The organism is Pantoea sp. B550, assembly GCF_024158165.1.
Lineage (GTDB): Bacteria > Pseudomonadota > Gammaproteobacteria > Enterobacterales > Enterobacteriaceae > Pantoea > Pantoea alfalfae.
In genome coordinates, this window is sequence record NZ_JAMYXI010000003.1 from 263,572 (window position 1) to 276,787 (window position 13,216).

General features: G+C 56.7%; 13 protein-coding genes. 5 read left to right on the forward strand and 8 right to left on the reverse strand.

What is annotated here, in order from left to right:
- Positions 1 to 82 precede the first annotated feature (82 nt).
- Positions 83 to 1,228, forward strand: coding sequence for a MalY/PatB family protein (locus NIM72_RS04320; protein ID WP_253418923.1), 1,146 nt, complete (start codon positions 83 to 85; stop codon positions 1,226 to 1,228).
- Here NIM72_RS04320 and NIM72_RS04325 read toward each other — a convergent pair.
- Positions 1,225 to 1,788, reverse strand: coding sequence for a VOC family protein (locus NIM72_RS04325; protein ID WP_161733145.1), 564 nt, complete (start codon positions 1,786 to 1,788; stop codon positions 1,225 to 1,227). The genes NIM72_RS04320 and NIM72_RS04325 overlap by 4 nt on opposite strands.
- Before the next feature lie 311 nt (positions 1,789 to 2,099).
- Here NIM72_RS04325 and NIM72_RS21485 point away from each other — a divergent pair, with 311 nt between their 5' ends.
- The 4 genes from NIM72_RS21485 to NIM72_RS04340 all read left to right on the forward strand — a co-directional run bounded on the left by NIM72_RS21485 (position 2,100) and on the right by NIM72_RS04340 (position 6,325).
- A complete protein-coding gene (locus NIM72_RS21485; RefSeq protein ID WP_009089698.1) occupies positions 2,100 to 2,222 on the forward strand; it encodes a hypothetical protein in 123 nt (40 codons plus the stop codon).
- A gap of 209 nt (positions 2,223 to 2,431) precedes the next feature.
- Complete coding sequence (gene argS / locus NIM72_RS04330) at positions 2,432 to 4,162, forward strand: arginine--tRNA ligase (protein WP_222925368.1); 1,731 nt, start codon at positions 2,432 to 2,434, stop codon at positions 4,160 to 4,162.
- Positions 4,163 to 4,253: 91 nt separating this feature from the next.
- Positions 4,254 to 5,201, forward strand: a complete 948-nt coding sequence (locus NIM72_RS04335) for a LysR family transcriptional regulator (RefSeq protein WP_253418926.1) — start codon at positions 4,254 to 4,256, stop codon at positions 5,199 to 5,201.
- A gap of 125 nt (positions 5,202 to 5,326) precedes the next feature.
- A complete protein-coding gene (locus NIM72_RS04340) occupies positions 5,327 to 6,325 on the forward strand; it encodes an aldo/keto reductase (RefSeq protein WP_253418929.1) in 999 nt (332 codons plus the stop codon).
- A 61-nt stretch (positions 6,326 to 6,386) separates the two neighbouring features.
- Here the strand turns inward: NIM72_RS04340 and NIM72_RS04345 are convergent, their stop codons facing one another.
- The 7 genes from NIM72_RS04345 to cheR all read right to left on the reverse strand — a co-directional run bounded on the left by NIM72_RS04345 (position 6,387) and on the right by cheR (position 13,215).
- Positions 6,387 to 6,779, reverse strand: coding sequence for a flagellar protein FlhE (locus NIM72_RS04345; protein WP_161733153.1), 393 nt, complete (start codon positions 6,777 to 6,779; stop codon positions 6,387 to 6,389).
- Complete coding sequence (gene flhA, locus NIM72_RS04350) at positions 6,779 to 8,878, reverse strand: flagellar biosynthesis protein FlhA (protein ID WP_098050260.1); 2,100 nt, start codon at positions 8,876 to 8,878, stop codon at positions 6,779 to 6,781. Before flhA ends, NIM72_RS04345 begins: the two co-directional genes overlap by 1 nt.
- Positions 8,871 to 10,022, reverse strand: coding sequence for a flagellar biosynthesis protein FlhB (gene flhB, locus NIM72_RS04355; protein WP_161733155.1), 1,152 nt, complete (start codon positions 10,020 to 10,022; stop codon positions 8,871 to 8,873). The genes flhA and flhB overlap by 8 nt, the downstream gene beginning before the upstream one ends.
- Positions 10,023 to 10,213: 191 nt before the next feature.
- Positions 10,214 to 10,855: a protein phosphatase CheZ gene (gene cheZ / locus NIM72_RS04360; protein ID WP_013358224.1), complete on the reverse strand. Its 642-nt coding sequence runs from the start codon at positions 10,853 to 10,855 to the stop codon at positions 10,214 to 10,216.
- 9 nt (positions 10,856 to 10,864) lie between these two features.
- Positions 10,865 to 11,254, reverse strand: a complete 390-nt coding sequence (cheY, locus tag NIM72_RS04365; RefSeq protein WP_010258559.1) for a chemotaxis response regulator CheY — start codon at positions 11,252 to 11,254, stop codon at positions 10,865 to 10,867.
- 39 nt (positions 11,255 to 11,293) lie between these two features.
- A complete protein-coding gene (locus tag NIM72_RS04370) occupies positions 11,294 to 12,343 on the reverse strand; it encodes a chemotaxis response regulator protein-glutamate methylesterase (RefSeq protein ID WP_150015331.1) in 1,050 nt (349 codons plus the stop codon).
- Positions 12,343 to 13,215 (reverse strand): protein-glutamate O-methyltransferase CheR, encoded by an 873-nt coding sequence (gene cheR, locus NIM72_RS04375; RefSeq protein ID WP_161733157.1) that lies wholly within the window; start codon positions 13,213 to 13,215, stop codon positions 12,343 to 12,345. Before cheR ends, NIM72_RS04370 begins: the two co-directional genes overlap by 1 nt.
- Position 13,216 lies beyond the last annotated feature (1 nt).

Here is a 13,216-nt window from a genome sequence, read left to right on the forward strand (position 1 = left end):
CTTCTCCTTTACATGACTCTGGTTCAAGGCAGATTCATCAGTTAGTCTGGCTGCTGGAATGAGTTTACCGGGAAAGTTAACTATGGCATTCAATTTCGACCAACGGATAGACCGTCGTCACAGCGATAGCCTTAAATGGAACAAATATGCGGACCAGGACATTCTGCCGTTGTGGGTGGCAGATACGGATTTCCGATCCCCTGACTGCGTCATCGAGGCAATTAAGACCCGCGCCGTGCATGGGATTTTTGGTTATGGTGATACGCCGGTGGCGTTTATTGACAGTGCGATAGCGTGGCTCGCCTCACGCTATCAGTGGCACGTTAATCCGGAGTGGATTGTGGTGTTGCCGGGTGTCGTGAGCGGGCTTAATCTCGCCGTGCGTGCGTTTACCGCGCCGGACGAGCTGACGATTGCCCCTACGCCAATCTATCCACCGTTTCGCGGTTCGGCAAAACTGGCAGAACGGGGTCAGCTCAATCTGCCGCTGACGCTGAAACAGGGACGCTGGGTGCTGGATATGGATGCGGCTGAAGATCAGCTCACCGGCAAAGAGCGGCTGTTAATGCTGTGTAATCCGCAGAACCCGGGCGGCACCGTTTATCGGCGCGACGAACTGCAGGCGCAGCTGGAATTTGCGCATAAGCACGATCTTATCGTCTGTTCAGACGAGATCCACAGCGATCTGCTGCTGGAACCGGGCGCTAAACACATTCCGTTTGCGTCGCTGAGTGGAGATGCCGCTCAGCGCAGTGTGACACTGATGTCACCCTCCAAGAGCTTTAATATTGCTGGTCTGGGTGCGTCCATTGCCATTATCCCTGATGCTGAACTGCGTGCGCGCTTTAACCGAATGCGACGCGGTATTGTGCCGGATGTGGATATTCTGGCGCTCACCGCCGCGGCAGCGGCATGGCGCGAAGGTGAACCCTGGCTGCAGGCGCAGAATACCTACCTGCGAAGTAATCGTGACTGGCTGGTCTCACAGGTTAATAAAATGACCGGTCTGTCCGTCGCCGCGCCGGAAGCGACCTACCTGGCCTGGATCGACGCCAGTGCGCTGGGTGTGGCCAGTCCTGCCCTCTATTTTGAGAAGCACGGACTCGGCTTAACCGCCGGTCGCGAGTTTGGCAATGACCAGTTTGTCCGGCTCAATTTTGGCTGTACCCGCGCGCTGCTGGATGAGGCCGTTGCGCGCCTGAAGCGCGCAGTAGCCGCCCGTATCTAGTTCTGCTCGCTGGCGACAATCTCTTCCAGTCGCCATGGGTGAAACTTGATTGTCGTCTGCCCATCCGTTACCGCCAGGGTCGGATTGGGCAAACGCTCATTCTCGCCCTGCGGTGAGCTGGTTTTAAATGAAATACCCGGCTGCGTCAGCGCGTCATCGGAAAGCAATGCCATCGCGCGCATGCCCAGCGTCTGATGATCGCCGCGCAACACCACTTCAATATGCTCCCAGCCTTCATGGCGATAACGCTTTTCACCCGGCCACGGCAGTTCAACCACATCAACCTGCCTGCCCGCCACGAACAGCGGATCATGTAGTTTAAACAGGCATATCTGTCTTCCGTTGATCATCGCTGCTGAAAATTCAGTACCAATCTGCTGCAGGCCTTGCTGCCAGCGCATCGCCGTCGTGTCCTGATGACAACGCAGCGAAATATGGTCAACTTCCAGATCGTTAAGGCGCAAACCCAGTCTCTGCGCAAAACTTTGCAACGATTCTTCAAAACGTCCTAAATCTGTCTTTAAATCATCCAATTCTGCCGGAAAAGATTGCTCAGCCACCGGGATTCCTCTCTATTTGTTTAGTCTTTATAATCAGTCTGGTTCATTGTGCACCGCGTGCTCCGCGTCACAAAATGGTAAGATTCATCTTATTTGGCCCGGAATTTAACGCAAAACCGTATAATAACATCTTTCATTTCGGATTTATCTCCTGTTTAGGGCCATGAGTTCCTTGATGAAAGCACCTTAACTATATGATTTAAATGATCTTCTTTAATACAATAAGATAACTCTTATTTGAACGGCAAACAATTGCAGCCTCCCCCGCCTTCCTATAAATTTGATCTAACACAACCAAAAGGAATGGCTCTATGTCTATGCTCATCGTTGTCGCTGTCCTGATCGCACTGATGGGGTTTGCAATTTCCCGCCATTGGAAGGTACGCGAAGATAAAAGCGTAAAGAACCCACGCCGTCATCTGCGACGTCGTTAACGCCTCCGGGAAACATCTTCTTCAGCTCTGTTTCCCCGCTTCATCCAACTGCTGACGCCCATCCACATTTCACGTATACTTTTCCCCTCATTTTTTTCCGTTTTGTCTGTCCTATCCGTTTCGGCCAATTCGTTACGCGATGCGCTCAGGCAAGATGATGACAGCCCGGCTTTTCATCCGGGCGTTGTTCAGCACATGAAGGTAACTCGGTGAATATTCAGGCACTTCTTTCCGCAAAAGTCAGTCAGGCAATGGTTTTAGCCGGCGCACCCGCCGATTGCGAACCGCAGGTTCGCCAGTCTGCCCGGGTTCAGTTTGGAGACTATCAGGCCAACGGCATTATGGCCGTGGCGAAAAAGCTGGGACAGGCACCGCGACAATTAGCGGAAGCGGTAATCCAGCACCTCGACCTGACCGGTATCGCCAGCAAAGTTGAAATTGCCGGACCGGGCTTCATCAATATCTTCCTCGACCACAACTGGCTGGCAAAGCATGCCCGCGAAGCGCTGAGTCTGCCGCGCCTGGGCGTGCAACTGGCCGAACCCCAGACCATTGTGGTCGACTACTCTGCGCCCAACGTTGCGAAAGAGATGCACGTGGGCCACATCCGCTCCACCATCATTGGTGATGCGGCGGTGCGCACGCTGGAGTTTCTCGGACACAAGGTGATCCGTGCGAACCACGTTGGTGACTGGGGTACGCAGTTCGGCATGCTGATTGCGTTCCTGGAAAAACAGCAGAATGAACACCACGCAGAGATGGCGCTGGCCGATCTTGAAGGCTTTTACCGTGAAGCCAAGCGCACCTACGATGAAGATCCTGAGTTTGCCGAGCGCGCGCGCAGCTATGTCGTGAAGCTCCAGAGCGGCGATGAATACTGTCGCCAGATGTGGAAGAAGCTGGTCGACATCACTATGAGTCAGAACCAGAAAATCTATGACCGTATGAACGTGACGCTGACGCGCAACGACGTCATGGGTGAAAGCCTCTATAACGATATGCTGCCTGGCATCGTCTCCGATCTGAAGCAGAAAGGCTTAGCGGTTGAGAGCGAAGGCGCGACCGTCGTGTTCCTGGATGAATTCCAGAACAAAGAAGGGGAGCCGATGGGCGTCATCATCCAGAAAAAGGATGGCGGCTACCTCTACACCACGACTGATATCGCCTGTGCGAAATACCGTTACGAAACGCTGAAAGCCGATCGTGTGCTCTACTACATCGACTCCCGTCAGCATCAGCATCTGGTTCAGGCCTGGACCATCGTGCGTAAAGCGGGTTATGTGCCGGAATCTGTGCCGCTGGAGCACCATGCGTTCGGCATGATGCTGGGCAAAGATGGCCGTCCGTTCAAAACCCGCAGCGGCGGCACCATCAAGCTCTCCGATCTGCTGGATGAAGCCTGGCAGCGTGCCTACACGCTGGTGCGTGAGAAGAATCCGGAGATGAGCGAAGCGGAAGTCAAAGCGCTGGCGGAAGTGATGGGCATCAGCGCGGTGAAATACGCTGACCTGTCAAAAAGTCGCACCACCGACTACATCTTCGACTGGGACAACATGCTGGCGTTTGAAGGCAACACGGCGCCTTACATGCAGTACGCCTACACCCGCGTGCTCTCTGTATTCCGCAAGGCAGGCATTGATGCCGATTCGCTGGATGCAGAGATCGTGATTAGCGAAGAGCGCGAAGCACAGCTGGCAACCCGCCTGCTGCAGTTCGAAGAGGTTATCACGCAGGTGGCTCGCGACGGTACGCCACACGTGATGTGTGCTTATCTCTACGATCTGGCCGGTCTGTTCTCCGGATTCTACGAGCACTGTCCGATTCTCAGCGCAGAATCAGACGCGACTCGTCTGAGCCGACTGCAGCTGGCCGCGCTGACCGCGAAGACACTGAAGCAGGGTCTGGATACGCTCGGTATCGACACCGTCGAGCGCATGTAATCGCTACAACGGAGAGGGAATTCCCTCTCCGTTGCTGACTCCTCACGTTTCCCCTGTTCTCCCTCCACTCTTTCAGCAGCAGGATGGTGCCATGTCTTTAGCCGCGCATCTCATCAGCAGCCACCTTCCCACAATTAAACAGTTACAGTGCTTTCTGGCGGTCGCGCACGAGCTTAATTTTCGCCGGGCTGCAGAACGCCTTAGCATGACGCAGCCTCCGCTCACCCGTCAGATTCAGAGTCTGGAAGATCTGCTGGGCCAGCCGCTTTTCGGGCGCACGACGCATAAGGTCACCCTGACAGATTCTGGCCACGCGCTGGTCACGAAAGCGGAAGCGATCCTGACTGCGCTGAGTGCCCTGAAGCAGGATGCGCAGCCCGCCGCGGCACGACTACGCATCGGGCTGACCCGCACGCTGAACTTTGAACTGATTTCCCCACTTAACCGGCTGCTCGCCGCTTTTCATGCCAGCGATGAGATGGAGATGCCCAGCCTCACTTCGGCTCAGCTGCTGCAGAGCCTGGCGAAAAATAGCCTGGATTTGATCCTTACCGGGGAAAAAGGTCCGGAGGCGGAAGATACCGTCCGGTATGCCTGGGTATACCGTGAGCCACTGCGGATTGCGATGCCGTCAGCACACCCCGCCAGCCTCTCTGAAAACGTTGCGCTGGAGGCGCTGGCTGACCTCCCGCTGTGCTGGTTTCCGCGCAGTGCCAATCCGCAGTATTATGATAAATGTGAGCGCTACTTCTCCACACTCAGCGTCACGCTGAAACGGGTCAGAGAGCCAGAAGACTCCCTGCTGATGCTGGCGCACATCGCCAGAGGCAAAGGGTTCGCCCTGATGCCGCAGTCAAAATGTACCTTTCATCAGGCAGGCCTCTGTTACCGGCCACTGGCTGACGATGCAGCTAAACAGCTGGCAATTGACGTTTATGCGGCTATTCGCGCCGATGAAACCAATGCGGCAGTTGTTAATGCGCTGATCGCACTCTCGCAGCCTGATGAACCCGAAGCCCCCGCCCATCCGCGCGTCTAAGTCGCTGTACTATCCGCACCAATAGTACCTGAAGCTCGCTGATACCTTTTTTGCATGACCGAAAGAGCAATTCATTGCTTTCACGCCGGGTGAAACAATCATCTCTCATTTACGAGGAGAGACAGATGAAAAAGCGATCGTTAACTCAGGGTCTGGAGGTCAGCGCCATCGGTTATGGTGCGATGGGGCTCAGCGAATTTTATGGTCAGACCGATGACCGCCATTCCCTCCAGCTGCTCAGCCAGTTGCGTGATCTGGATATCACCTTTATTGATACTGCAGACCTTTACGGGCGCGGCCACAACGAGCAGTTGATAGGCCAGTTTCTTGCCGGATTGAGCAAAGCCGAACGGCTGAAATTCACCGTCGCCACCAAGTGTGGCATTGAGCGTCCGGCGGACGAGGCTTATGCCCGCACTATCAATAATCAGCCCGACTACCTAACCCGCAGTTGCCATGCCTCTCTGAAACGGCTGGGCGTTGAGCGTATCGATCTCTTTTATCTGCATCGCATCAGTCCGGCGACACCGATTGAGGAGAGCATGCAGTGTCTCAGCCGTCTGGTGCAGGAGGGAAAGATTGCCCGGATTGGGCTGTGTGAAGCATCGGCTTCAACACTGAATCGGGCGCAGGCGATCCATCCGCTGGCCGCGCTGCAGACGGAGTATTCACTCTGGACGCGTGACATCGAAGAAGAGATTCTCCCTATGGTGAAAAAACTCGGTATCGGACTGGTGCCCTATTCGCCGCTGGGCAGAGGATTCCTGACGGGTAAATACCGTAAAAACAGCGATTTTGCCGAGGGTGATTTCCGCAAAAATAATGACCGTTTCCGGCAGGAAAATATCGATCACAATCTCCAGCTTCTTAACGCGGTGACGCCACTTGCTGAGAAATATCACGCCACCACCGGACAGATTGCGCTGGCGTGGTTGCTGGCACAGTATGAAAAAATTGTGCCGATACCGGGCACCAAACAGATTGCTTATCTCACTGAGAATGCGCACGCCGCGGATATCAGGCTGGAAGAGGACGACGTGCGGTTACTGAATACGATACATCAGCAGATTGAGGTCAAAGGCGGTCGCTATTCTGAGGAGGGAATGAAGGGAGTTAACGCCTGAAGACACATTGCGCACTTGCGCACCGTGCAGCGGTGCGCCAGTCAATTCAGCAACGAGACTCTTACTCGTAATTGACCATGACTTCGCTGCTCACTACCCGTAATCCCGGTGGCAGCGCCCCGCTGCCGGCAAAACCAAACACCATATGCAGGGTTTCTCCAGCGTTAAGATGTGCCAGCCCGCGCGTGGTGCCGCTGGCACCCTCAAGCGTGGTGCAGCGCTGTTCGCCGCACAGCCGCACTTCCAGGCCCGACGGCGCAGGTCTGCTCAGCTCATAACGCCAGTTAATGATGCTGACCTCCCCGCCAACATCGGCGGGTGGCGTCAGCGGCTGCGTCCGTTGCCAGCTGCCGCGATTCGCCAGCAGCGGTCCGTTGGCCGTGGCGCTCCAGGCCCCCCCGGCCGCCTGAACCAGCATCGGCAGCATGAAGAGCACCAACAGCAGCCCGCGCATTATTTGCCTCCGATGGTGGCAGTCATACGGATCTGGCGGTTGTCGCTCAGTTCCAGATTCGAGAGCACCACCAGCTGCGGCAGATTGCGGCGCAGGAACCGTGCCAGCAGCGCACGCAGCGGATGATTGACCAGCAGCACCGGTGGCGCACCCAGCATCTCCTGACGCTGCAATGCCGCCTGTGCCTGACTCAACAGCCGATCGGCCAGCCCCGGCTCCAGGCCGCCACCGCCCTGCAACGCCTGTAACAGCAGACGCTCAAGCGTGGAATCCAGCCCGATAACCTGCACTTCATCATTGCCCGGGAACCACTGCTGAGTAATTGCGCGACCCAGCGCCACACGGACTACGCTGGTCAGTTCCTGCGGATCGCTCTGTACCGGCGCATGTTCCGCCAGTGTTTCGATAATAGTGCGCATATCGCGAATCGAGACCCGCTCAACCAACAGGTTCTGCAGTACCTTATGCAGCGTGGTCAGTGAGATCACCCCCGGCACCAGATCTTCGGTCAGCTTCGGCATCTCCTGCGTCACGCGATCCAGCAGCTGCTGCGCTTCCTGACGGCCAAACAGCTCACTGGCGAACTGGCCGATCAGATGGTTGAGGTGTGTTGCCACCACGGTACTGGCTTCTACTACGGTAAAGCCCTGGATCTGCGCCTGCTCTTTCAGCGCGCTGTCGATCCAGACCGCCGCCAGGCCAAAGGCCGGATCGACAGTTGCTTCTCCCGGCAGACTGCCGGCAGCCGTGCCTGGGTTAATCGCCATCCAGCGGCCCGGATAGGCATCCCCACTGCCAATCTCCACCCCTTTCATCAGAATGCGATAGCGCGCAGGTGGCAACTCCATGTTGTCACGGATATGCACCACCGGCGGCAGGAAACCGACATCCTGCGCAACTTTCTTACGGATACTGCGGATACGGCCCAGCAGCTCGCCATTTTGCTGATGATCGACCATCGGAATCAGGCGATAGCCCACTTCCATGCCCAGCGTATCTTCCAGCTGTACATCGGTCCAGGATGCTTCAGTGGCGGCGGGCGTGTCCGCTGCCGCTTTGTTGCTGATGCTGCCAGCAACGTCCACTTTCTTCTTCGGCTGCGTTTCGCGTCCGCGCAGCCACCAGGCCAGACCCAGCAAGGCGGCGGTGAACAGCAGGAAGACGAAGTTAGGCATGCCTGGCACCAGACCCAGCAAGCCAATCACCCCGGCGCTGAGCATCAGCACGCGAGGATCCTTAAACAGCTGGGTGACCATCTGCTCGCCGACATCCTGATCGGTGGCGACGCGCGTCACGATAACACCGGCTGCGGTAGAGATAACCAGCGCCGGGATCTGCGCAACCAGGCCATCACCGATGGTCAGCAGCGTATAGGTCTCTGCGGCGTGCCCCACATCCATACCGTGCTGCACTACGCCCACCAGCAGGCCGCCGATGACGTTGATCACCATGATCATGATACCGGCGACGGCATCACCACGAACGAACTTACTCGCACCGTCCATCGAACCGTAGAAGTCCGCTTCCTGGGTCACTTCAGCACGGCGGCGTTTAGCTTCATCTTCACCGATCAGCCCGGCGTTGAGGTCGGCATCGATCGCCATCTGCTTACCAGGCATCCCGTCCAGTACAAAGCGCGCGCCCACTTCGGCGATACGACCGGCACCCTTGGTGATAACCATGAAGTTGATGATGACCAGGATGATAAACACCACGATACCGATGGCGAAGTTACCGCCCACCAGGAAGTGACCGAAGGCTTCAACGACCTGTCCTGCCGCAGCGGCACCGGTGTGCCCCTCCATCAGGATGATACGGGTTGAGGCCACGTTCAGTGCCAGACGCAGTAACGTAGAGAACAGCAGAACAGTCGGGAACGCCGCAAACTCCAAAGTCCGCTGGGTGAACATCGACACCAGCAGGATCATGATCGACAGCGCAATGTTAAAGGTGAACAGCAGATCAAGAATGAACGGCGGTAATGGCAGAACCATCATCGACAGGATCATCAGGATCAGCACCGGCCCGGCCAGCACCTGCCACTGCATATCTTTAAAGTTGCCCGGTAAACGTAGTTTTGCGGCCAGGTTATTAGCCATCGTTTTTGCTCTCTCCTGCAAAGTCCATCTCTGCCGGAACCGGCAGGTTTTTTGGTTTGGTTGGGATCAGGCCGCCTTCGCGCTTCCAGCGACGCGACTGCCAGACCCACGCCAGTACTTCTGCCACGGCAGCATAGAGCGCGCCGGGGATGTGCTGACCAATTTCGGTATGTCGGTATAACGCACGCGCCAGCGGCGGTGCTTCCAGAACCGGGATGCGGTGTTCAGCAGCCAGTTCACGAATTCTCAGGGCGATCTCGCCCGCGCCTTTCGCAACCACTTTCGGCGCGCTCATCTTCTTCTCGTTGTACTGCAATGCCACTGAGTAGTGCGTCGGGTTGGTGACGATGACATCGGCTTTTGGCACATCGGCCATCATTCGGCGGCGCGCGGCGGCGCGCATCTGCTGCCGGATGCGCCCTTTAACGTGCGGGTCACCTTCCTGCTGCTTATGCTCGTCACGGATCTCCTGCATCGACATCTTCAGCTTTTTGAAGTGGCTGTAGAGCTGCCAGAAGACGTCATATCCCACCATCGGGATCAGCCCCAGCATCACCAGCGAACAGCAGACCGCGATCATCTCCATGCCGTGAATCAGCGCGGTGACGGGCGCTTCACTGATCAGCCGCAACATTTCCGGCCAGTGACTCCAGATGTACCACCAGCCTACTGCGCCCACCAGAATGGTTTTGAGAATGCCTTTAAACAGTTCGGTCCACGCCTGTGCCGCAAACATTCGCTTAAAACCGGCCATCGGATTGAGCTTTTTCAGGTCGAACTTGATCGATTTGCCGCTGAAAATGATACCGCCAAGCAGCATGGGCGCGGCAATCGCCACCAGCACCAGCCCGCCCATCAGCGGCAGCAGCGCCATCAGTGCCTGGGTGATCAGGCTGCCGATGTGGCTGACGATAATTTTGTCATCCCTGACCATGCCGTGGTCAAAACGGAGCCCGGTGGCCACCATAGCCGCCAGCCGGTGCGCCATCATATTGCCGCCCATCCACAGGATCATGATGCCGGCCAGCAGCATCAGCAGTGACGTCAGTTCGCGCGAACGCGGAATCTGGCCCTCTTCACGCGCTTTCTCAAGTCGGTGGGCCGTGGGCGATTCTGTTTTGTCTTCGTCGCTATCTTCAGCCACGACAAACCTCGGTTGGCAGGAATTCTGAGCTTAGAATGCCAAATCTGGCTTAAGTTAAAGCGGAGATAAGATGGGGAAAACAGGCGTTCTTTCGGGGATGGGTCTGACAATGCGGAACGGGGCCACCCGAAGGTGACCCTGTTTTTGACGCCGGGAGCCGTTTTGCCCGCCCGCAGGCGGACAACACCGGATCAGAATCCTAAGCTGTCCAGCAGGTCATCAACCTGATCCTGGTTCGCCACCACACCCGGTGCATCGGCGTGGATCTGCGGACCATTCAGCAGGCTGGTGCCTTCCTGACGCTTCTCAGCGCTGACTTCTGGCATGTTCTCCAGCAGCACCATTAACAGCTGGCGCTCAATCTCCTGGATCACATCCATCATGCGCTTGATTACCTGACCAGTCAGGTCCTGGAAATCCTGTGCCATCATGATTTCAAGCAGCTGCTTGTTGGTAAAGGCGGTGTGCTCTGGCACGGCGGTGAGGAATTCGCGCGTATCCGTCACCAACTCCCGCGCATCACCCAGTTCAATCGGGTTCTCAAACCACGCATCCCAACGCCCTTTCAGCTGAGTTGCCCCGGCTTCCATCTTATCCTGATGGGGTTGTGCTGCTTCAACACAGTTCAGCGCACGGTCGGCTGCCTGCGCCGTCATTTGCACCACATAATCAAGACGATCGCGGGCATCAGGAATGGCTTCAGCTGCATCGGCAATGGCTTTATCCAGCCCCAGCTCGCGCAGACTGTCGCGCAGCATGCGCGTCAGTGAGCCAATACGTGAAATGATGTCGTGTGCCGCGGCATCCTCAGTTGGTTTCGGAAAGTCGCTCATCACATCCCCTTACATGCCCAGTTTTTCGAAAATTTTGCCCAGCTTCTCTTCCAGGGTTGCCGCAGTGAATGGCTTCACCACATATCCACTGGCTCCCGCCTGGGCGGCGGCGATAATGTTCTCTTTCTTCGCTTCCGCGGTCACCATCAGCACCGGCAGCGAACTCATCGCCGCGTCGGCACGAATAGTCTGCAGCAGCTGCAGGCCATCCATGTTTGGCATGTTCCAGTCGGAAATCACGAAGTCGAAGCCACCCGCTTTCAGTTTGCCAAGGGCATCCACACCATCTTCCGCTTCTTCTACGTTATTGAAGCCCAGCTCTTTCAGCAGGTTACGCACAATACGACGCATCGTATTGAAATCGTCTACTACCAAAAAGCGCATGTTTTTATCAGCCATATCTACTCCTGAGTTGTCTCGCCCGGCGGGACGGGCCTGTTAAATACGCAATGCCTGTCCGGCGCTAATTTTCGCCAGCATGTGCTGGCTGATGTTGCTTAAATCCACGACTTCGCTCACGCCGCCTGTGGCGATGGCCTCACGCGGCATGCCAAATACCACACAGCTGGCTTCGTTCTGGGCGATAGTCCAGGCACCTGCCCGATGCATTTCCAGCATCCCGGCGGCACCATCATTGCCCATTCCGGTAAGGATGACCCCTACCGCATTTCGTCCGGCGTACGTTGCCACCGATTTAAACAGCACATCCACTGAGGGTTTGTGCCGGTTGACCGGTGGACCTTCATTCAGTTTCACCACATAGTTGGCACCACTTCTGGCCAGCTCCATGTGCATCGCGCCTGGCGCGATATAAGCGTGCCCCGGCAGAATACGCTCACCGTCTTCGGCCTCTTTCACCGTGATCTGACACAGCTTGTTCAGACGTTCGGCAAAAGAGCGGGTAAAGCCTGGCGGCATATGCTGGGTAATCAGCAGCGCCGGACTGGTGGCCGGTAACGGCTGCAGCACGTGACGAATCGCCTCGGTGCCGCCGGTAGAGGAGCCAATCGCAATCAGCTTCTCACTACTCAGCAGTGGCCCCGCTTTCAGCGTCGCGGGCACCGGCATCGCTGCACGGTTGTGCAGGCGGGCCCGGGCCGCCGCGCGGATTTTGTCGCCAATCATCTGGCTGTAGCCCAGCATGCCTTCGCGGATGCCGAGCTGGGGTTTGGTGACGAAATCCACCGCCCCCAGTTCCAGCGCACGCAGGGTGATTTCGGAGCCTTTTCCGGTCAGCGATGAAACCATCACCACCGGCATTGGCCGTAACCGCATCAGTTTTTCCAGGAAATCGAGGCCATCCATGCGCGGCATTTCCACATCCAGCGTCAGCACCTGCGGATTGAACTGCTTGATCAAATCGCGGGCGACCAGCGGATCGGGCGCCGTAGCGACCATCTCCATATCCGGATGGCTGTTGATGATCTCGGTCATCAACTGCCGCATCAGCGCAGAGTCATCTACGCACATCACGGTGATTTTGCTCATCATCTTTCCTTCGTCAGTCCATAGACGGTTTGTCCACGCAGCCAGAACTCTTTACTGATCTGACTAAAGTTTTCTGAGTGTCCGGCGAACAGGATGCCACCCGGCTTCAGCAGCGGCACAAACCGACGCAGAATCTTCTCCTGCGTCTCTTTATCGAAATAGATCATCACATTGCGACAGAAAATTGCGTCGAACTGACCCGGCAGCGCCCAGTCGTTGGCCAGCAGGTTAAGCTGTGCGTAGGTGACGAGGTTGGTCAGCTCAGGACGCGCCCGCACCATTCCGGCGTGTGGACCGGTGCCGCGCAGGAAGAAGCGCTGCATTTGCGCGGGTGACAGCGTGCGCAGCTCTTCCTGGCGATAAACACCCGATACCGCTTTTTCCAGTACCTGGGTATCAATATCGCTGGCATGAACCTGGAACTTGCCAGGTCCGGTACCCAGCGTTTCCGCCAGTGTCATCGCGATGGAATAAGGCTCTTCGCCGGTTGACGCCGCGGTACTCCAGACGCTGAAATTGCCCTGGCGCTTACGTGCATGCTCCGCCAGAATCGGGAAGTGATGCGCTTCGCGGAAGAACGCGGTCAGGTTGGTGGTCAGGGCGTTGATAAACGCCTGCCACTCGGCACTGTTCGGATCGGACTCCAGCAGCGCCAGGTAGCGACCGAAATCATCGATATTCAGCGTACGCAGGCGACGAACCAGGCGGTTGTAGACCATCTCACGCTTGTGATCGGCCAGTACGATACCGGCACGCTGATAGATCAGCTGGCTGATACGACGAAAATGCGTATCGGAGAGCGGTAAACGCTGCACCATCTGCGACAGCAGCGTTGTCGTCTCACTTTGATCTAAAATTGTCGATTTTTTCATC